Here is a 17,783-nt window from a genome sequence, read left to right on the forward strand (position 1 = left end):
GGACCGACACCCTGAGCTTTTCTAGTTGCCCAGTTTTCACTGAGCAACCTTATGCTGGTTGCTTTTAAGAGGCCAGCTACCTCTTATGTTCCTTAAAAGCGCAAGGCTTTCAAGGAACCGCTCTGATCAGGGCGCAATGCCTGAACAGAATTGATCCCTCGATGCAATACCGAGAAGATCTAACCTCTACGAACGCAATGTCATAAAGGTGAATATGGTGCAACTATAACAGAAAAATTTATTGCCAGCCCCCTAAATAAGGTCAAATTGCTGCCTTATTTATGGATTTTTTCGAAAACTTTCCCCATTTCTTCCGCTTTGGACCCGAAAACATCGATAACATGCTTGCCGGCCAGATGCCAGAATTCGGTGCGATTCGTTACTTCCATTGCTCGCAGCCTGGGCATGGTCTCGGTGGCAGAAGGCGTAGAGACCCCGGAGCAGATTGCCTTCTTGCGGCAGTGCCAGTGTGACCATTTCCAAGGTTGTTACTTTGGCCGCCCACTTGCCTCCCTGCAGTTTACCACCGACAACCTTTCCTGACCCGAAAGGTCAGCAGGCCGGCGCAAACTGAGCGTTGCACTCGACACACAGTATCTTTATCTCAGGCTTCCCCCAAACGTTGGTGCTACACTTGGGACAGCTATATTTGACCCGGTTTGATCCGTTGGTCTTTTTCTTGCCCGAGCTTTCATCGACGTCGACCACAACGCCAATCTTTCGCAGCTCCTCGAATTTCTCTTCGATATCGCGCCCCGGGTCCGTCTCAACCATCTTGCGTACTTCATCGACCGCATCACGGTCTTGCTCATCCTCAATATCAATCCCTCTGTCCTCTGCCTGCGCACGGGATCGAGACTGATGCTCCATACTCTCTATTCTGGCCTTGTTGCGCAAATCCTCCAGATACCAATCCGGAGGGAAGCGATCCATCCATGAGAGCTTGAACTTCTCCGTCAGAAGAAGACTGCATGCTTTCTCGAACTGCCCCCCTTCGAGAATATAGTGATGCACATGCTGCCCCGTGCGAGACCCTCCAGGCTCTCCGGTGGAAGAGGGCATAAGTCCCACCTCCTCCATAGCATCGGCCCATTCCTGGTTGTGGTAACCCCCGCGGCTTTTTCTCTCTCCAAAATGGTGCATCTTTTGATGGACCATCTCGTGAACCATTGTTGCAAGAATATGCTCAAGAGGTGAGATAGAAAAAAACGAGGAATTCATTGCGATCTCATCGACCATCTCCCCGATGTGATTGACGAATCGCTCTGGAGAATAATAGCCCAAGGTCCTTTTCCTTCGGGTCAAGGTGATGATGCAGGGGGGAAGCTCTCCCGAAAAAAGCTCCTTGTTGAAAAAATCGTAGGCGCGCTGCAGCTCCTCGTAAAACTCGAATGTGGGTTTTACCCCGTAGAACTCGGACACGTTGCTGTCTCCTTTTTTGTGGTGTGCAAAACAAACACTTCGTCCCCGCTGAATCCAGCGCAGGGTTTCAGGAAGACCTTAGCGGCATTTACGGTCAAAAAAGGGTCCGAAAAAGGCGAAAAAAAAGGTTTATTCAGAGGAAAGTTTGCGTTTTTTCTAAGATAGAATGCGGGCAAATCTTACAATAGGAGAAAAAAATGGGCCTTTTATCCAACACGACCAACCTCAAGCAATACCGCATTATTGACGGGCAGCTTTCCCGGGAGAGCCTCGGCTTTGTCCAGGAAAAACTCCAAAGAAATGCTTTTATCCCCATTGAGCAGACACAAGAAGAGATCTCTTGTGGCTGGACGATTCTGGGCAGCCTTGACAAAAACGACTTTGGAAACATCAATGACTGGCAGCGCGGCAACTATCTCTGTTTTACCCTGCGTATCGACCAGCGCAAGGTGCCGGCCTCAACCCTTAAGCGCCATTGCGAAAAAGAATACGAGAAATTTCTGCAGAACAACCAGGGTTTCAAACGAGTGCCGAAGACGGAGAAAGAAGCCATCCGCGAAAGGGTGCGCCTGAATCTTCTAAGCAAGACGCTGCCGGCTACCAAGGGTATTGATGTTGTCATCAATCTCGATCGGCAGGATCTTTTTGTCACTTCCCTGACTGACAAGGACTGTGACCTTGTGGAGAAGGCTTTTCAGGAAACCTTCGGGGGCATTTGCCGTTTGCGCGTAACCCCTCCGCTTGAAATGGCGATGGAGATTGCACCGGAGAATCTGCAGCACAACCTTAAAGTGCTCAACCGCGCAAGCACCGATGCGATTGTGGAGCAGATCAAGGAAAACGTCTGGCTGGGACAGGGTTTTTTGCTGTGGCTTTTGCACCGAACGATTGAAAGTGATTCGCGCTACCGACTCAATACGCCCGGCCCTCTGCTGCGAGATGGGGAATATGTCGCCTATCTCAACAATCGGTTGACGCTGACGGGCAGTGCCGAAGGCGGGACGCAGAAGGTTGCCCTCTCCGGTCCGCAATCAGGGTTTCAGGAGGCTCGTATTGCGCTGCACGGCGGCAAAGTTCTCTCTTCTGCCACCGTGTATCTGGAAGAGCAGGAAAACCTCTGGAAATATACGCTCAAATCAGACTCCTTCCATGTGGCAAGCCTTAAATGCCCGACCGTCAAACTCGAAAAGGATGTCGATGACGCCGAAGCTGAAGAGCATGCTCTTTTCTATGAGCGCATGCACTTAATCGAGTCGTTTCTGCAACTGCACAAGAGCTTGTTCCGGGAGTTTTTAATCCAGCGCCTCGATGAGAACAAGTGGACTGATCTCGAGATGAAACTTGAAAATTTCCTTGAGAATGGCCCTCTGCTTGAGGACGCGATCTAAGATATGCGGTTTTGGGCCTTTTTGATTCTGCTGCTTGCGCAGCTATGGCTTGGCAGCCTTGCCTGTGCGCAGCAGCATGAAAAAGATCCGCTCGGGCTTAAAAACTCCGTATGGGGTCAAGCCGCCCAATCTCGGCGGCTTGACCCCTATCTTCTCTACGCGATCTCTTTGGTGGAAAGTGGCAGGGTGGGGGAGGACGGCCTGGTGCGCCCGGCGCCTTATGCCGTTTACGGGGCGGGTCCGGCCATAAATCATCCAGACCATGAATCTGCCGCCCGCGACCTGCAGGAAAGGATGAAAAGGAGTAAAAATGTCAACCTGGGGGCGATGCAGATAAACCTCTACTGGCACGGCTCCCGGGTTGATACACCAGAAGACCTTCTCGATTTTAAAACCAACGTCGACATCGGCGCTCAAATTCTTGCAGAAGCTTACAGGTCTCACTCCGACAAGGATATCGCAGTGGGCCGCTACTACTCCTGGCGCACCCATCTTGCGCGTCCTTACGGTAAAAAAATTCGGGCCGTCGCCCAGAATTTAAAAGACCTTACCTTGTCGGTAGAAAACCACTGAAGCTTGGCAGGGGAAAGACAGCCCCGGAACTCAGTGGTCCCAGGGTTTGAGACAGGGTAGCCGATCGACTTTTCTGTACCGGCACGGAAAATCCGCCTGCTTGCCTTGCTGCGTCCAGATGGTGAATCGAAATTCCTTGTCGCAATCGGACTCCGGCAAAATGCGGTCTGCCTGCTTCGCCTCGATGTGAATACTGAAAGGCGAATCCGAGTGATCCTCAAAAAGAATTTCGTAGCTAAGCTTTCCCCGGAGCTGACCCAGGGTCAAGATGACCATATCGACCTTTTCGATCATATCCTTGACCATGTGCTGCAAAGCAGGCGGCACCAAAAAACGCCCGGCCCCCGCGTTAAATGAAAGATAGAAAAATCCCTCACGGGCCATTTCAAGCTCCCAGAAATTCGTCTCGACAACTTCCGGGCCGCGATTTACGATTTTGAGTAAAGAGATATCCTCTTTCAAATCAAACCTCCTCATGGCAGATCATTTTGAACTCAAAAGCCTCTTCCCGATATTTCCGGACGGACTGTTCCTTGAGACATCCAAACTCGCTAACCACAAATTCTCCCGCGCTGTTTTGCTCAACCCGCACAACGGTTGGACAAAAATCGTCTTCACCCTGACGGCACCAATAGTACCCATCCTCTTTGACCTGGGTCGGACAGATCCATGCGGGGCTAGAGTTAGCCATGATCCATTCTCCTTTTTTCAGTTATCCAAAAACTTGCGCGCCACAGTCAAAAGCTTGGGATCGCCTTGCTGCAGGACTTCAAGCAAAAGCGATTTTTCCTTCAGGTACACTTTGGCAAAGCCGGGGTCGCGCTCCACAATGGATCGGCTGTTATCGATCAGATCCGCCAGCTTGATCGTTTGGGCCTGCGGACTTGCTTTTGCCGTATGTGCCCGGTCTATGGCTTTTCGTGTGGCGCGGTTGCCATCGCCAGGCCGGCTGACATCGGTAAGCATCTCGACAAGGGAGGCGACCTCGAAGCCAAAAACCCGCTCTACCTCATCGAGCGTTGCCGGGGTGTCCTCCACAACATCATCAGATTCTCCGGCGTGGATACCCCTGTCTTCAAACCTGGGGAGGAAACGCCGCTCCGCCGTCAGGCGGAAGGCTTGTTCGTGTAGCCGTACCCGTCGGCCCGGTGCAGACGGCGGCAATATTTGTGCGAAATACCCTGAATCGTTCCGGCGGCGGTGGTGACATTGAAACTGCCGGTGGAACGCACCGCGACTCGGCCAAGATGCGTGCCGGTCTTCTTCCCGGCGGGAACGACGGCTTTCACCAGATCCCCGGTGCGAAAGCCTTTCACGAAGCGAGCGCCTTTCGGCCCGGTACGGGGAAACCCGTATTTGTCCATCCGGCACATCTGGCGGCTACCCCGTCCCGATGCGACCACGGAGAAAGGTTGCAGCTTCGGATCGAGCTTCACCGCCGCTCCCGTTTCGCCCACGCAGGCCGCGTCGATCCAATGGGCTTTTGGATAATGCTGGCCGGTGCGGTTGAACTTGGTCCGGCCACCGGACCAGAACGATACCGGCAGGCCCAGGGATTTCAGCGCACCGCCGAGAGCATACCGGGCGGCGTTGACAACGGCGGCATCGTGCAGAGGCCGTTTCAGCCCGGCGAGGATTTTCTTCAGAAGCTCCGGCTTGGTTGCCAAAAATTCCCGGATCGGGCCGTTGCCTTTCTTTTCGTTACAGTCCCGGCACGCCAGCGTCAGATTGCTCTCCCGATTGGAGCCGCCCTTGGAGCGAGGCACCACATGTTCGATTTCGAGCGGGACATTTTCGGCTCCGCAGTACGCGCAGCGCCGACCCCATTTCTCCAGCAGATACTCCCGCAGTTCGTACCCGGCGAGCGTTCCTTGTTGGTATTCGACGCCGGAAATATCCGGGTTCTCCATTTGCTGCATGTCGAACCGGGCCGTCTCGACAGCAACCGTCGTGATGGGACACAGACGACGGAGCCGCTTCGCCCAGGTCAGGCTGTTGTCGACCCGCGACTGGATGGACGGCGGCAGCCAGCCGTTTCTCCGTGTCCGGTTGTCGAACCGGGGAGCGCGGTAGCGGGTCTTGCGAGCGCGTCGATTCCGACGAAACATCCGCCGGTCAAGCAGGACTTTCTTGATGGCCGCTCCCCGGTGGTTCAGCTCGGCGGCGAAGACGGCAACCTTGCCGGTCTTGACTTCCGCGATCAGGGCGATCCCGGTGGTCTTACTCCCCGGATCGAGTTTGAGTTCGACCGGCTGTGTTTCGCCGCCGGTGCGGTTTTTGAGAATGATCGTGAACGGAAACCGGCGATAGACCGCCGCCTTTCCTTCACGCAACAGCATTCTCGCCCGTGCTGGTAAGCACGGGGAAAGGGGTTGTTTCTGGTTATCGAGAACGAAGATGCGGTTCACGGTGTTCCCTTTTTAAGGTGCCGGGCTACCCCGGCGGTTCTCGCCTTTCGGCGGTCATGTCTCCCTCGGCAATGTTGCGAAGAGGTTTGATGTGACCGGCACCGACGCTGAAACCCCGGAACGTCTTTTAACCGGCCACCGCAGAGCTTGGAACTGGGAGGGCATTCCAAGGTGCCTATGTATTCGCTTCCAACGTAGCCCCGTCGACGATTTCTCGTCGGTGGCTGTGCCTGGTCAACCTGGGCTTGATGTTCTCAAGCCCCGGATTTATCCGTGGGGTGATTGACTTCTGAGTTAGGCTGCATCCTGTTTTGCCGCGACAACCCCTTGCTCGTAGTAAACCGTCTCCATCTTGGTGGTCCCTACGTGCAAGGTACTGGTTTCCGCAACCTTTGCCGCGGCGAATTTTTCTTCCAGATTGGAGTAGAGCCGAGGATCAAACTCTTCTCGCGAACATTCCTGGTAAAAATCGTCATCGAGTCCAACTATGACCATCTGCTGCTCGGCGACAAGATGTTTTTGCCGCCGGGAGTCGGGGAAGAAAAAGCGGTTGATGGTGCGCGTGTTACCTGAGCGCGTATAAAACTCCTCAACCCTTTCTTCACGATACTTGCTCGTGGTCGTTTTCAACTCACAAAGAGCGCCAAACTCAGACATAGGATAAAACCCTTTCTCTGTTTTCAAACGGGACAGATCCATACAACGACATGGCTATCATGCTGACCAAATTGTGGATTTGAGCGTACCGCTTCGACAATCTGCTCCCAGATATGTTCAGGCATATCGGAGTCTGACCCCTCGCCATCTGAAGCAGGGTCGACCGCCACGAAAACATCGCTGAACTCACCCGGCTCAGGCTCTGCGGCGCGATGCCATGATGCCAGACCTTCACCGCTGTTCTCCTCCAGATACTTTGCAAACGCGGGATCTGAAAACCAATGCGGCGCACTGATTCTCAGCGCAGGACAAGCTTCCACAGAAATTTTTTCATCACACGCCATAACGACTCCTTTGCTCTGAAATTTAAACTACTATACCATTGTTTAAATAAAAAAGAAAGAAAAAAAATAAATAAATAATGACGCAAACACGCTAATCGCTAAAAACAATTTCTCGCCCGAATCTCTCTTCGAGATCGAATACTCTCTGGCGAAACTTACGGATCGACCCTTCGAACACACATCGGGGACCGTCCCATACGCTTACATGCTCTGAACGTCTCACTGCGACCAGAGAATTTCCGCAAAGAACGCGGCGTTTTTGCTCTTCGCTCTTGACCTTCTCCATCGAAGGCTTAACCACCTCAAGATGGTGCCTCAAGGCCGCGCTGCCCGTATCGAATCCATCATGGGCACCTGTCGCGTAAAAATAGCGACGATGTGTCCGGCTGTAATAACGCTCGACAATTCCTTCTTTAAGAGCCTGGCTGACGGTCATCGAAAGACGTTTTCTGCTCAAAGATTCACCTCCAAATCCCACGGGCCATAATGCCCATACTCTGTCATGCACAGTATCGCCTCGCCGATCCGGTAACGAACAAGCTTTTGAGGCTCATCCCGGATCTGGCCTGCCGCATAATAAAGCCCCTGCGGCAAACAGGCATCATGCCCGTTGGAAACATCGCGGCACCAGATAATGCCTGCATCTTCAAATTCAACCCAGGCATGACCTTGACATACTCCCACGACTAAAGTTCGTGGGATTCTGGATTCAAACAGCAACGGCGGGTGCCAGCACCCGTCTTACATCACCTAGCCCACTGGAAGATGCCCCTTCCAGAAGAATATTAATCGCGGCGTTGCGGTCCCGATCGTGGGATACGCCGCAGTCGCAGGCCCAGCTGCGGACCCGCAGGTCGAGTTTGTCGTTCAGAAAGCCGCAGGAGCTGCACAGTTTGGTCGACGGGAAATAGCGGCCCACAGTACCAATCCGGCTGCCGGCTTTTGCCGTCATGTGCCCAAGAATCTGCATAAACGACCAGAAGCCCAGATCGGAGACCTTGCGGCCCCACAACGCTTTCATGCCGACAAGGTTGAGATCTTCAAAGAACAGAAAGTCGTACTCATCCGACAATTCTTTGGCTTTCTTGAAGTGCCAGTCCTTTCGCTGGTTGGCGATTTTCTTATGCACCCTTGCTAGTTGTCTTACGGCTTTCTTACGATTGTTCGAGCCGCGTTTCTTGCTGGAAACCCGGCGTTGGGCCTGCGCCAGCTTGCGCTGGCCCTGGCGATAAAACAGCGGCATCTCGATCTGCTTGCCGTCGCTTGCGACCAGAAAGGTTTTCAACCCGAAATCAAAACCTGCGATTTTACCCGTCATGATTCTGGTGGGCTGAACATCCGGAAGCTCGCACGAGAAGTAGAGATAGATATCGCCGAGAGCGTCCCGTTTGATCGTGAGGGTTTTAATACGCCCTTCGATCTCCTGGGACTTGAAATACCGGAAGGTACGTTTTCCGATGCGGATTCGGTTATCGTAGAGCAGCTTGTAGCCGGTCTGCTTGAGCGTGATCGATTTATATTTGATGCGTTTACGAAACGACGGTGGTGCGACCCTGCGCCGGCTCTCTGCTTTAAGGTTGCGGAAAAACAACTGGTACCCGTGCTCGATGCGTTCTGAAATATTCTGGATGGCTTGTGCATCCAATACCCGCCAGCTCTGGTATTTCTGCAGCTTTTTCAGCTTGGCAATATGCTTCTGCATCGTATAAAGGCTGATGTGTTTTCCACTGCGCCTGTAGTATCTTTTATGCAAAGCGATGCAGTGGTTATAGATCTGTGACGCCAAATCGATCTGGTCGTGCAGATGCCGGTTACGTTTGTTCTTGTACAACTTGAAGCAGTAGGTCCTGCGCATGGTTTCACCTCCTCTCTTTATCTATTTATTCTTCTGATCGTCTATGTACCTACGAACAGTTTCTTCGGATATGTGTCCTACGGACTCGCAGAAATAACTACGAGTCCAGAGTGTCGGTATGCGACTTTTAAGCTTCGGGAAATCATCCCTAAGTACTCGTGACGAGTACCCCTTTAGTTGTTGGATGATATAGTGCGGACTATTAACGGGGGATGACTTCACAAACAAGTGAACGTGGTCAGGCATAACCTCCATATTCTCAATAATAATTTCCAGTTGTTGGGCCTTCTCCAGGAGAAGCTATTTCGCTACGAGATACCTCGCCATGGACCAGTACGGCTCCCGGCAAATTGCGGCCCTCAGTTTCAAAAAAACGAATCGCCGCCTCATAGCAATTTCCTTCAACACTGTATCCTCGCCTTTTTACGTCTTCGCGGGTCATACTAAAGCCTCCTTTTGAAGTGAAACAATTATACAACAAAGAGAATAAAAAAGAAAGAAAAAATATATAAAAATGCGACCAAAAAGAATTAAACTTAGACCTCCGGTTTTCCTGCGTCCTATTGCGACAAGAAAACCAGCACAGACTTGAACCGTTAAATAATGGGGTCAAACACCCCGGAGGTGAAGTGAGGAAATATAAAAAATGTAGGTAAAAACAGACACTTATAGGCCGAAAAGGATGGCGCGAAACAGTAGGCTGAATGTGTTGCCGGCAACAACAAAACAGTTTCGACACGTTCAACGCTTTCGGAAAGGCTATCCGGATTATGTGATTGATTTTTGCGGGATATAATGTTATAGTAAAAACGGATTGAATGATTGTTTTAATCACCTGATGGAGCAATGTTATGACTGAGATTCCCGAACAAGAGTATCTGCTGATCGAGGTTGATCTTTTAAGTGGCACTGCTCTGGATTGGGCGGTAGCGATTACAAACAAAATGAACCCTAGCGTCCATCGTCTTTCAGGGTCTTGTAGCGTGATTGTGCCCTTTGAAGGAGGACTAAACGCCTCCTTTTGCCCGTCCTCTCGCTGGTCTGATGGTGGCCCACTTATCGAAGGGGGGAAGATTTCGCTTCGCAGTGAAGGTCCTAACGACGAGGGGTGGTATGCCGTAACGGCAACAGGAACGAAAGCGTTTAACACCTGTGACTGTTTTGATGCTGGCGGCGATACTGCTCTTGAGGCGGCGATGCGCTGCTACGTCAAGAAGTTTGGGGCGGAGACTGTCGAGGTTCCTGAAATCCTTGTTTCCTTGGGGTGATAGATATGCGTATGACTAAAACAATCAAACAAGAACCGTTGTTCGGGTGTTGTTAGTGTTACGAGGAATTTAGCTGGCCAGCCCGCGACCTCCGGATTATTGATGGGGAGTTGTGGTGCGAAAACTGCTGGTGTCGCAAGCAGACTTCGAACCAGCACTGGATTTCAAGGAGTACCCGGCCTTTGTCCCGGATTACCTGCTTGGCACTTACAGGTCGCTTAAGGAAGCGATTGCTGCCGCAGAAATTGAGGTCGAGAATCGCGCAGGAAAGTATGAATATGAAGCCGTTGGGTTCAATGATGATGGCGAAGAATTTGAGCGCCACAGCTATGTCGATATTGATGATGCTCAGATCTCCGAGTGGTCGGCGCAGCAAGTTAATCGCGTACTCCGTGGGGCGCTGGCGGATGCCTTGTCTGTGTTGACATCCTCTACCGTTGAATTGGAAAAACAGGCCGATGCTATTACGAAAGCACGACGAGCTCTTGGAATGGTGGATGCGAAAGTTACTCCTGCCGAAACGGGGAAGCTGTCTGCATCTTCCATAATATATTTTTTCAAAGAGGGTTTCGATGGAAAACGAAAAATCCTTATGTGAAAGCTGTAACGACCCACTAGAGGGACTGGAAGCAGAACGGCGACGAGCCGATCAGATCGATGTGAATTTCAAATGGGTCTTTGATTATGTCGAAAAAATGCACGAGATACTGTGTCCTCGTCGTACTGGGACATGGCAGATGCGTGTCGAAGCCGCACGTAACGAGGTAGAAAAAATCAAGTTGGCTCTGCCAGATGATTATTCTGAATCTAAGGAATGGAAAGCGGGAGGCCCGGTTGAGAGAATCGATTGGCTCAAGTTTTTCGTCAAGCAGTATCGGGAAGAAAATGAGCGATTATGGAAAGACGATAACGAACTGCTCGGAATGTCGCAGAAAGATCAATGGGAGCAAGATCGGAAACTGATGCTGCATTATCGCCAAGCACTGGGGAAAATAGCGAAGTTTTGCGATGGAGAGGCTGATCAAATTGCGCGGGATGCTTTGTCGGAATGTTTTATCGATGATAGTGAGAATAACCAGCTACGTGACGAACTTGAAGCCGAAAAACAGAGATATAGGAGTGTGATGGACAAAGAGGTTATGGCTGTGCTGAAGGCGGCAGAAGGATATTATGAGGAAAGAAACGACAGCCTGAAGGGAGTGAACCTGGCTCGCAACTACATCGAAGCCAGAGACCAATTTTTTGAAACAGTGCGTGAATGGAAAAAGAAAGGAGAAACCTTATGCACAAAAGACAGCTGAGAGCACTGATCGAAAGAGTCCTCGATGAGGCGCCGGCACGGCACCTGGCCTGAACGATCCGCGCGCGGTTGAATTGCTGATGCTCCCTGCCGCTGAGCCCAAGGAGCTGGCCCCATTTCGCTCGAAAGGTGATCTTTATGCAAGAGACTGTCATGGCTCCCGGTGTCGCACTTGACGGAACTGGCCGCCCGGTTCAGGTTTTGTCCAAGGGGCGGGTCCGGTTTCTCACCAAGGTTGAACTGGAAGAAATTCCGCTCAATTGCTGGCACAAATACTGCCAGCACCGCTTGTCGATGTCGCATGAGCAGGCCATTTCAAAATTCGGGAGAAACACAGTATGAGCCGCCGCTACCTTGTCACCGCAAATGTTTCGTTTTTCGTTGATCTGCCATACCCTGAGAATATGGCAGATGATCAGGACCTCCAGGACCTCGTATGCTGCGACCCGCAGGGCGAGATGACCGATGCTGAAGCCGTGGAAAGCGCCGTCACGACTGCCATCAGATACTGCGAAGTGTTTGTTTACGGCGAAGACGTTGAACCCGCTCAATGTCGTGTTGACGATATCGATATGCGGATTGAGGGGTTCGAGGACTAGGACCATAGACCTAATTGGACGAGGATGAATAGTCACACTCCCCGCCCAGCCAAACACATTCACGCCGCTGGAAGGCTCCATCCCAATGCTGCGCGGGTTTTTCGCCCACCTCGAATGGGACGCAAAGACCGAGCGGCACGAGTTGCGTCTGGTCCTCGATATGGACACCCCATTCCGGTAGGTGCGGAGTAGAGCGTCTTGTCATACAATATCCTTAACTTCCCCGAATACAGGATTGCCAATATTGAGGAGTACGAGCACGACTATCGGATTCACGCCTCGATCAATATCGCACCAGATCGTTGTCCCGAATGTCACAAGACCGACCTCGTAGGCTTCGGGAAGCGCGAGGAAACGATTCTCGATACCCCGATCCACGGGAAGCGTGTTGGGATCAGCATCACCAGAAGGCGTTTCCGCTGTCAGAATTCTGTTTGTGGCCGCACGTTCTATGAGAATATTCCGCACCGCGATGATAAACGTTTAGCGACCAAGCGACTGATCGCCTACATCGAGAAACAATCCCTTTCCAGAACTTTTGCCAGTCTCGCGGAAGAAACCGGTCTTGATGAAAAGACGATTAGAAATATCTTTCGTGACTACATTAACCGTCTTGAAAAACACGTCCGATTCGAGACCCCTCGTTGCCTTGGTATCGATGAAATACATATCATTCGCAAGCCTCGCTGCGTCATTAGCAACATTGAGCAGCGCACTATCGTTGATCTCCTGACGAATCGGAATAAAGAGACTGTTGCTGAATATCTTTCAGGATTGCCTGGAACGAATAAAGTGCAACTTGTTGCCATCGATATGTGGCGACCCTACAAAGATGCAGTCAACGATCTGATCCCACATGCCAAGATCGTTATTGATAAGTTTCATGTTGTCAGGATGGCAAATGTAGCAATGGAGAGCGCCAGAAAGGCCGTCAGGGCTGATCTGTCACCAAAACACAGACGAGGCCTTATTCATGACCGGTTCGTGCTTCTGAAACGTCGTGGCGAACTGACTATGCCGGAAGAAATATCTTTCAGCACATGGACGAAGAACTTTCCGGTGTTGGGGATGGCGTATGAGGCCAAAGAAGCATTTTTTGAGTTGTGGAATCACACAAACAGAGCGGATGCCGAAAAGGGGTATCATGACTGGGCTGCTAATCTGCCAATGGAGATCATTCCTCACTTTGAGCCTATCATTACTGCCGTTCGCAACTGGCACCATGAGATATTCAACTACTTCGACAGTCCTATTACCAACGCCTACACCGAATCGCTCAACAGATTGATCCGCATCATAAACCGACTTGGACGTGGTTACTCTTTTGAGGCGTTAAGAACAAAGGTACTTTTCACGGAAGGTGTGCAGAAGATCAAGCGTCAATCATACAGAAGCAGAATATCTGCTCGTGATGATTTTGCAATGGGCTACGCGACCGGGAGAGAGTTTTACCCCCAGATAAAGGAGCAGAATTTCGGTGCTGACATATCAACACTCATAGAGAAGATCGAAGCAGGTGATTTTTAGCCCATTTCAATCATAAAATCAGGAAACCTATTCTTTTCAATCTGTTGGAGAAGGAAGCAAAGATAGAAACTCTGGCAAGAATGTGGGATCAGGGAAAAATCATGGAAATTTTTCTAAACCCAGGGCGGGATAAACCCTGGCTCAAAAAACGCCACAATTTTTCAAATCGCACCCACACGCAACGATGATAGAGAAGATGGGAGTGCAAAGGCTTGATGAAGAAGCCGAAAAGATCGGCCTGCCTCCAACGCCTTCTTTCACCCAATTCTAAAGAACAAAACCGCCTTTCCCCTCCCCGTTAGGCAAGAACCTTTTGGGGAGGGGAAAGCTGGAAAAACTTACGCCGCCCTGGAATCAGAGAAAAGATCCATCTGTTGCGGCTTGCAAAACTGAATCTTTCTCTGCTCCACGCTCTGCGGTCCGTCTAGGACATCAAAAAACGAGACCTGCTCCCTGCTTGTGTCCTCCTGCAGATCTTCTGCAGGGGCCTTCTTCTTTTCGTTCGCAATTTTGTCTTTCGTATCGCCTGAATCGGCCACAATATTTTTTTTATCAATCCGGCTGTTTTCGGCCTGAGTCATTTTTTTCAGCAATACGCTGGGATCGGTGTAGTCAAATTCCCCGGTACGAAGGGCACGAGTCAGCATGGCATGAAAACTCTGGTCTCCCTCGGCCCCGCACTCTGAAGGGTCAATCAGCGGCACCTCGCCCTCGGCCAAAGCCGATGTCATCTGCTTCTCCAGCGTGTAGCTCAACTGCATTTCCTGAGCCGGGCCAGAAACAAGATAGCGGTAACGACAGGGACGCACAGCGCCAAAGGTTTTTCTGTGCCATGCCGCAGAAACCACCCGGCGGTTGCGCCCATCGCCCTGTGTCGCCCGGCGCGTCTCATGGGTGTAGTCGAACCAGAGAATATTGATAAACTCGATGAGATCCAGGCCCGTTCCGGCGCGTTTATACGGTACGACCACGACATCGGCGGTAGTCTCTTTAAACCACTTGACCACGTTTTTCGCACTCACCTTGTCATGCAGAACGTCGACCTGTGCGCAAGTCCCCTTGCGAATCGCGTTGGCGATGACCGGGCGCATATCAACCTTCTGGGTGTTTCCGGTATAGACAATCAGCCGCTCCCCGCGATCAACGCACTGCTGAGCGAATTTCACCGTATAGTCGATTTTTCCAAGGACCTCGGAGCCGATCCCGCGACGAGCCACCGTGCCCAACGGCTCGCCCCTTAGAGTCAATTCCTGGTTGAAGAAGCAGAAGACATCAGGGGTACGCAGGTAGGCTGCGTTGCGAATAGCACTGGCAACAAGGCGATCTTCCTGATCAATGTCTTCACTGGTGATTTTGTCAACCTGCGCCATGGCCTCTTTGGCCTTTTCGTGCAGATCAAACCGAACCACTTCGCGATCTACCGGCGGCATGTCGGTAAAGTCGTTGGAATCCACCACGGCAAACCGGGGCAGGGTGTAAGCCAGAACCGCAGGGGAAATCCCTGCCGTATCATGCGTCGTAACACGACTGCCCGAACGATGACGGTTGCCCTCATCGCATTTTCTGACCTGCTTGAAAGCTCCAAACTGCCCTTGAAACTCCGCAGGACTGCTGCGATCCCATCCTTGCTCCGACATGACCTCCGGGGCAATCCCCCACAGCAGGTTGTAAAAGGAGGAGGTATAGCCGTTGCTGATTGTGGCCGTCAGGGTCAGCACCCTGCTCGATGAGGCCGCAAGCCGGATAAAAGCTGAACCCTGGTTGGAGTTGCCGTTGCTTGCGTTGTGGCATTCATCAAAAATAGCCAGATCAAAGCCCACCTGCTTAAGAAGTCGGACGTAGGGAAGATTGCTGTTGTCGCAACAAGACACAGAAACCTTGCCCTCTTGCTCAATCTTTGAAATCCAGCGCCCAAAGCCTCCAATCTGCTTCTGCCTGCCATCGGCGCGGTAGGCGTAAAGAGGGCTTTGGCACCAGGGGCATTTGTCTTTGGCGCTTTTTCGTGGGCGCTTCTCGATAAACCCGAAGCAATCCGGGCAGACAAAGCCACTTTCGCGGGTATTTTCCCCCGCAGCGTTTTTGACCACTCGCTCTTTAGGGATGACCACCGGAAAAAAGGCCGGGTGCATCCGCAGGCGCGAATAGCTGATCAAATAAAGCCCTTCAGGCTTTTCGGTGCAAAGGCGCTTGCAGCTCTTCCAGGAATCGATGACATGAACCGCAAACTCGGCCTGGGCGTACTCGGCGCGGATCTGCTCAACCAGGTGCGGCTCGGTGACCATAATCGAGCGCTTGGCGCCGAAGCGCTTTTGCATAACCACCTTGACAGCTCGCGCCATCCAGGTTTTGCCGGTTCCGGTGTTTGCGCGAAGCCCAAGCCCTTTGTAACCATACTCATATCCCTTGACAAGAGACTTGACCGCCTCTCGCTGCGGCGGCATAAGCCCGATGGAATCAAGCTCCTCGCGCAGAAAATCCTCGTCGCTGCCGGTTTCGTGCAAAGGTTTGTAGTCGCGGTTGAGTTTTTGGAGCAAAACCCCTGAAAGGTGCGAATTGAGTTCAAAATAATCAAATCCGCACTCTTTGGCTTTTCTGACACCCCCTGAAGAATCCATCAAGAAACACTCGACCTTGGGCTTGTAGACCATGGTTTCAGTGCTTGTCTCAGGGTCTTTGTAGGACTCTGGCTCCGTGGTCAGCATGTATTTAGCCAAATAGCTGCTGCCGTTGATCGCCACCGACTCGACCGAGCTGTTCATTGCAGCCAACTGCACCGCATGGGCTGTGCGCAGCGTTCCAAGAGGACGGATGGATGTGTCAAAATTGGCCGGATATGTGCGCTCAAGCACTTTTGCGGCCATATCCTCGGCTCGCTTGTCGCACGCGCAATAAAGCGGCTCCAGGTCACGGCACGACAGCAAGGGGAGAGCTGCTGAAGATGCCGGAGAAATCTCTACGGAAAAACCCGGCTTGTCTTTAAGCATCTGCGAGATGGTCGGATAGTCGCTGTCCTCGAAGTTGCTCTGGGTCATTCGGGCATAGAAAGGCAGGGTTCGCCGGTTGTCCTGGCCCTTGCTGAGAAAAACCACCAACTGCTTGAAGCGGTCATGCTTTTCACTTCGGAAAACATGAATAAAGCGAAAGTTCGCATCAACGTACTCGCGCATCTCTTTGCGATGCCATTCATATTCCGGGATGATAAAGACAAGAGCCCCGCGATAGGTCAAAAGATCCTGCGCGCGCTTTAGCCACAGCAAACATTGATCATCCTGACGGTTGTAGGGCGGGTTGAGAAGGATTAGCTGAAAACCTCCTTCGCTTTTCACGTCGAAAAAAGAGCCGGCAATCTTCTGGGTACACCCGCGCATTTTACCAAAACGCGCCTCATCCAGCTCGATTCCGAAAGAGGCGATTTCACAAGGCTGGTATCGGTCTTTGTCCTCCCCGAAGTCTTTGACGATCTTTCTCTTGATCGCCGAAAGAAATCGCCCCTCGCCCGCACAAGGGTCAAGGATCGCCAGATGATTATGGCTGTTGCCGCGGTGAGAATAGCTAAAATCGACCGAAAGGACACTGGAGATCGACTTTACATCCTCGGCAAAGGTCGGATAATACCCCTTTGCCAACTCGTTTGCGACTGTGCGGCTAAATGTTGTCGTCTTAAGACTTCCGTCAACCTGCATATTCTCTCCCTCTTCTTATCCCTTAAGCGGCCTGTTCCTGCTGCACGTTGCCCTCTTTTACCTCCAGCTCGATTGAGGCGGCAGGGCAGGGCATGACAAGCTCTCCGCTTTTGATGCCTGCATAAACCTCTTTTTCGATATTGAGATAATTTTGCAGGCAAACCATGTGTCCAACCCGCGTCTTGACTTCAACCGGCTGAATCAGAAGCCGCTCAAACATCCAGTCGTACCAATCGGGGTGAACAAAATGGTTCTGATCAAGGATGCGATAGAAAATCTCCCGGCACTGCTCCTGGCTCACCCCCGCGATATATTGCGTATCTTCAGGCGCAACACAGATCGCAAAATGACTCTCTCCGACACTGGTAAAGCGCACGTTGTAGAGGCTTTGCGCCTCAAACATACCGACCACTTCAGTACCATCGGCGCTGCGCCCTTCAAGCCTGGCCTTGCCCAGATTGAGAAGATGCGAAAAAGCACGCACCTCCTGGGCCGGGCCAAAACCTGTCATGTAAACAATTTTGCTGCGCCCGGTCGTTACAAGGTTCGTGCAAACAATCCGCGCTCCAGCCTTTTTCCCTTCGAGAGTCAAAACGATCCGCTCTGTCATGAAACCTCCTTTGAATAAAGAAAATATAGCAAAACAAAAATAAAAAGTAAAGAAAAAAAATAAAAGAAATTCAGGGGAATATATTCATTCAGGAGAAGCCGCGCCACCACCCTATTCCCAAAATGCCTTGTCATGTTTGTTATACAGTG

General features: G+C 51.6%; 22 protein-coding genes and 1 pseudogene. 9 read left to right on the top strand and 14 right to left on the bottom strand.

All coding sequences use genetic code 11. The features are described from left to right. The first annotated feature begins 369 nt into the window (after nucleotides 1-369). Nucleotides 370-543, top strand: coding sequence for an EAL domain-containing protein (locus tag GSUB_RS20140; protein ID WP_353740404.1), 174 nt, complete (start codon nucleotides 370-372; stop codon nucleotides 541-543). A gap of 9 nt (nucleotides 544-552) precedes the next feature. Here GSUB_RS20140 and GSUB_RS17395 read toward each other — a convergent pair whose 3' ends face one another. Next, entirely contained in the window at nucleotides 553-1,422 is an 870-nt protein-coding gene (locus tag GSUB_RS17395) for a SprT-like domain-containing protein (RefSeq protein WP_040202909.1), read from the bottom strand. 197 nt (nucleotides 1,423-1,619) lie between these two features. On the opposite strand from GSUB_RS17395, the gene rdgC reads away from it, so the two are divergent. Further along, a complete protein-coding gene (gene rdgC / locus GSUB_RS17400; RefSeq protein ID WP_040202910.1) occupies nucleotides 1,620-2,810 on the top strand; it encodes a recombination-associated protein RdgC in 1,191 nt (396 codons plus the stop codon). 3 nt (nucleotides 2,811-2,813) lie between these two features. After that, the gene (locus tag GSUB_RS17405) at nucleotides 2,814-3,383 is read left to right on the top strand and encodes a lysozyme family protein (RefSeq protein WP_052465130.1); all 570 of its coding nucleotides are present in this window, start codon (nucleotides 2,814-2,816) and stop codon (nucleotides 3,381-3,383) included. Nucleotides 3,384-3,413: 30 nt separating this feature from the next. Here GSUB_RS17405 and GSUB_RS17410 read toward each other — a convergent pair whose 3' ends face one another. The 11 genes and pseudogenes from GSUB_RS17410 to GSUB_RS19280 all read right to left on the bottom strand — a co-directional run bounded on the left by GSUB_RS17410 (nucleotide 3,414) and on the right by GSUB_RS19280 (nucleotide 9,089). Further along, nucleotides 3,414-3,845 (bottom strand): hypothetical protein, encoded by a 432-nt coding sequence (locus tag GSUB_RS17410; RefSeq protein ID WP_052465131.1) that lies wholly within the window; start codon nucleotides 3,843-3,845, stop codon nucleotides 3,414-3,416. 1 nt (nucleotide 3,846) lies between these two features. Continuing rightward, nucleotides 3,847-4,074, bottom strand: a complete 228-nt coding sequence (locus GSUB_RS17415; protein WP_040202912.1) for a hypothetical protein — start codon at nucleotides 4,072-4,074, stop codon at nucleotides 3,847-3,849. A 17-nt stretch (nucleotides 4,075-4,091) separates the two neighbouring features. Then, nucleotides 4,092-4,421: a hypothetical protein gene (locus GSUB_RS17420; RefSeq protein ID WP_052465132.1), complete on the bottom strand. Its 330-nt coding sequence runs from the start codon at nucleotides 4,419-4,421 to the stop codon at nucleotides 4,092-4,094. A 68-nt stretch (nucleotides 4,422-4,489) separates the two neighbouring features. After that, the gene (gene iscB, locus GSUB_RS17425; RefSeq protein WP_040202914.1) at nucleotides 4,490-5,791 is read right to left on the bottom strand and encodes an RNA-guided endonuclease IscB; all 1,302 of its coding nucleotides are present in this window, start codon (nucleotides 5,789-5,791) and stop codon (nucleotides 4,490-4,492) included. Between the two features lie 294 nt (nucleotides 5,792-6,085). Next, entirely contained in the window at nucleotides 6,086-6,448 is a 363-nt protein-coding gene (locus tag GSUB_RS17430) for a hypothetical protein (protein ID WP_040202915.1), read from the bottom strand. A gap of 23 nt (nucleotides 6,449-6,471) precedes the next feature. After that, nucleotides 6,472-6,792, bottom strand: coding sequence for a hypothetical protein (locus tag GSUB_RS17435; RefSeq protein WP_052465133.1), 321 nt, complete (start codon nucleotides 6,790-6,792; stop codon nucleotides 6,472-6,474). Nucleotides 6,793-6,883: 91 nt separating this feature from the next. Next, nucleotides 6,884-7,249 (bottom strand): hypothetical protein, encoded by a 366-nt coding sequence (locus GSUB_RS17440; protein ID WP_040202916.1) that lies wholly within the window; start codon nucleotides 7,247-7,249, stop codon nucleotides 6,884-6,886. Continuing rightward, nucleotides 7,246-7,476, bottom strand: coding sequence for a hypothetical protein (locus GSUB_RS17445; RefSeq protein ID WP_052465134.1), 231 nt, complete (start codon nucleotides 7,474-7,476; stop codon nucleotides 7,246-7,248). The genes GSUB_RS17440 and GSUB_RS17445 overlap by 4 nt, the downstream gene beginning before the upstream one ends. A 25-nt stretch (nucleotides 7,477-7,501) precedes the next feature. Further along, nucleotides 7,502-8,647, bottom strand: a complete 1,146-nt coding sequence (locus tag GSUB_RS17450; protein ID WP_040202919.1) for an RNA-guided endonuclease InsQ/TnpB family protein — start codon at nucleotides 8,645-8,647, stop codon at nucleotides 7,502-7,504. Nucleotides 8,648-8,668: 21 nt separating this feature from the next. Next, nucleotides 8,669-8,947: pseudogene (tnpA, locus tag GSUB_RS18895) on the bottom strand (IS200/IS605 family transposase); the annotation flags it as partial. Continuing rightward, the gene (locus GSUB_RS19280) at nucleotides 8,907-9,089 is read right to left on the bottom strand and encodes a hypothetical protein (protein ID WP_144402118.1); all 183 of its coding nucleotides are present in this window, start codon (nucleotides 9,087-9,089) and stop codon (nucleotides 8,907-8,909) included. The gene GSUB_RS19280 and the pseudogene tnpA, both read right to left, overlap by 41 nt. Before the next feature lie 409 nt (nucleotides 9,090-9,498). Here GSUB_RS19280 and GSUB_RS17455 point away from each other — a divergent pair, with 409 nt between their 5' ends. The 6 genes from GSUB_RS17455 (at nucleotide 9,499) to GSUB_RS17480 (ending at nucleotide 13,341) form a co-directional block, all read left to right on the top strand. Next, complete coding sequence (locus GSUB_RS17455; protein WP_040202921.1) at nucleotides 9,499-9,915, top strand: phage protein NinX family protein; 417 nt, start codon at nucleotides 9,499-9,501, stop codon at nucleotides 9,913-9,915. Nucleotides 9,916-10,030: 115 nt separating this feature from the next. Further along, on the top strand, nucleotides 10,031-10,513 hold the full coding sequence (locus GSUB_RS17460; protein ID WP_040202922.1) for a hypothetical protein: 483 nt from the start codon (nucleotides 10,031-10,033) through the stop codon (nucleotides 10,511-10,513). Beyond that, nucleotides 10,488-11,216: a hypothetical protein gene (locus tag GSUB_RS17465; RefSeq protein WP_040202924.1), complete on the top strand. Its 729-nt coding sequence runs from the start codon at nucleotides 10,488-10,490 to the stop codon at nucleotides 11,214-11,216. The genes GSUB_RS17460 and GSUB_RS17465 overlap by 26 nt, the downstream gene beginning before the upstream one ends. A 137-nt stretch (nucleotides 11,217-11,353) precedes the next feature. Next, the gene (locus GSUB_RS17470) at nucleotides 11,354-11,557 is read left to right on the top strand and encodes a hypothetical protein (protein WP_040202925.1); all 204 of its coding nucleotides are present in this window, start codon (nucleotides 11,354-11,356) and stop codon (nucleotides 11,555-11,557) included. Next, on the top strand, nucleotides 11,554-11,814 hold the full coding sequence (locus tag GSUB_RS17475; RefSeq protein ID WP_040202926.1) for a hypothetical protein: 261 nt from the start codon (nucleotides 11,554-11,556) through the stop codon (nucleotides 11,812-11,814). The genes GSUB_RS17470 and GSUB_RS17475 overlap by 4 nt, the downstream gene beginning before the upstream one ends. A gap of 198 nt (nucleotides 11,815-12,012) precedes the next feature. Continuing rightward, entirely contained in the window at nucleotides 12,013-13,341 is a 1,329-nt protein-coding gene (locus tag GSUB_RS17480) for an ISL3 family transposase (RefSeq protein ID WP_040202928.1), read from the top strand. Nucleotides 13,342-13,679: 338 nt separating this feature from the next. On the opposite strand, the gene GSUB_RS17485 is transcribed toward GSUB_RS17480, so the two are convergent. Together GSUB_RS17485 and GSUB_RS17490 are read right to left on the bottom strand one after the other, a co-directional pair. Then, entirely contained in the window at nucleotides 13,680-17,024 is a 3,345-nt protein-coding gene (locus tag GSUB_RS17485) for a DEAD/DEAH box helicase family protein (protein ID WP_052465135.1), read from the bottom strand. A gap of 22 nt (nucleotides 17,025-17,046) precedes the next feature. Then, entirely contained in the window at nucleotides 17,047-17,634 is a 588-nt protein-coding gene (locus GSUB_RS17490) for a hypothetical protein (RefSeq protein ID WP_040202930.1), read from the bottom strand. Between the last annotated feature and the right edge of the window lie 149 nt (nucleotides 17,635-17,783).

This window comes from Geoalkalibacter subterraneus, assembly GCF_000827125.1.
Classification (GTDB): domain Bacteria; phylum Desulfobacterota; class Desulfuromonadia; order Desulfuromonadales; family Geoalkalibacteraceae; genus Geoalkalibacter_A; species Geoalkalibacter_A subterraneus.

Coding starts and splice junctions, on each gene's coding strand:
- rdgC (WP_040202910.1), top strand. CDS start 1,620: ATGGGCCTTTTATCCAACACGACCAACCTCAAGCAATACCGCATTATT.
- GSUB_RS17405 (WP_052465130.1), top strand. CDS start 2,814: ATGCGGTTTTGGGCCTTTTTGATTCTGCTGCTTGCGCAGCTATGGCTT.
- GSUB_RS17415 (WP_040202912.1), bottom strand. CDS start 4,074: ATGGCTAACTCTAGCCCCGCATGGATCTGTCCGACCCAGGTCAAAGAG.
- GSUB_RS17430 (WP_040202915.1), bottom strand. CDS start 6,448: ATGTCTGAGTTTGGCGCTCTTTGTGAGTTGAAAACGACCACGAGCAAG.
- GSUB_RS17435 (WP_052465133.1), bottom strand. CDS start 6,792: ATGGCGTGTGATGAAAAAATTTCTGTGGAAGCTTGTCCTGCGCTGAGA.
- GSUB_RS17450 (WP_040202919.1), bottom strand. CDS start 8,647: ATGCGCAGGACCTACTGCTTCAAGTTGTACAAGAACAAACGTAACCGG.
- GSUB_RS19280 (WP_144402118.1), bottom strand. CDS start 9,089: ATGACCCGCGAAGACGTAAAAAGGCGAGGATACAGTGTTGAAGGAAAT.
- GSUB_RS17455 (WP_040202921.1), top strand. CDS start 9,499: ATGACTGAGATTCCCGAACAAGAGTATCTGCTGATCGAGGTTGATCTT.
- GSUB_RS17465 (WP_040202924.1), top strand. CDS start 10,488: ATGGAAAACGAAAAATCCTTATGTGAAAGCTGTAACGACCCACTAGAG.
- GSUB_RS17470 (WP_040202925.1), top strand. CDS start 11,354: ATGCAAGAGACTGTCATGGCTCCCGGTGTCGCACTTGACGGAACTGGC.
- GSUB_RS17475 (WP_040202926.1), top strand. CDS start 11,554: ATGAGCCGCCGCTACCTTGTCACCGCAAATGTTTCGTTTTTCGTTGAT.
- GSUB_RS17485 (WP_052465135.1), bottom strand. CDS start 17,024: ATGCAGGTTGACGGAAGTCTTAAGACGACAACATTTAGCCGCACAGTC.
- GSUB_RS17490 (WP_040202930.1), bottom strand. CDS start 17,634: ATGACAGAGCGGATCGTTTTGACTCTCGAAGGGAAAAAGGCTGGAGCG.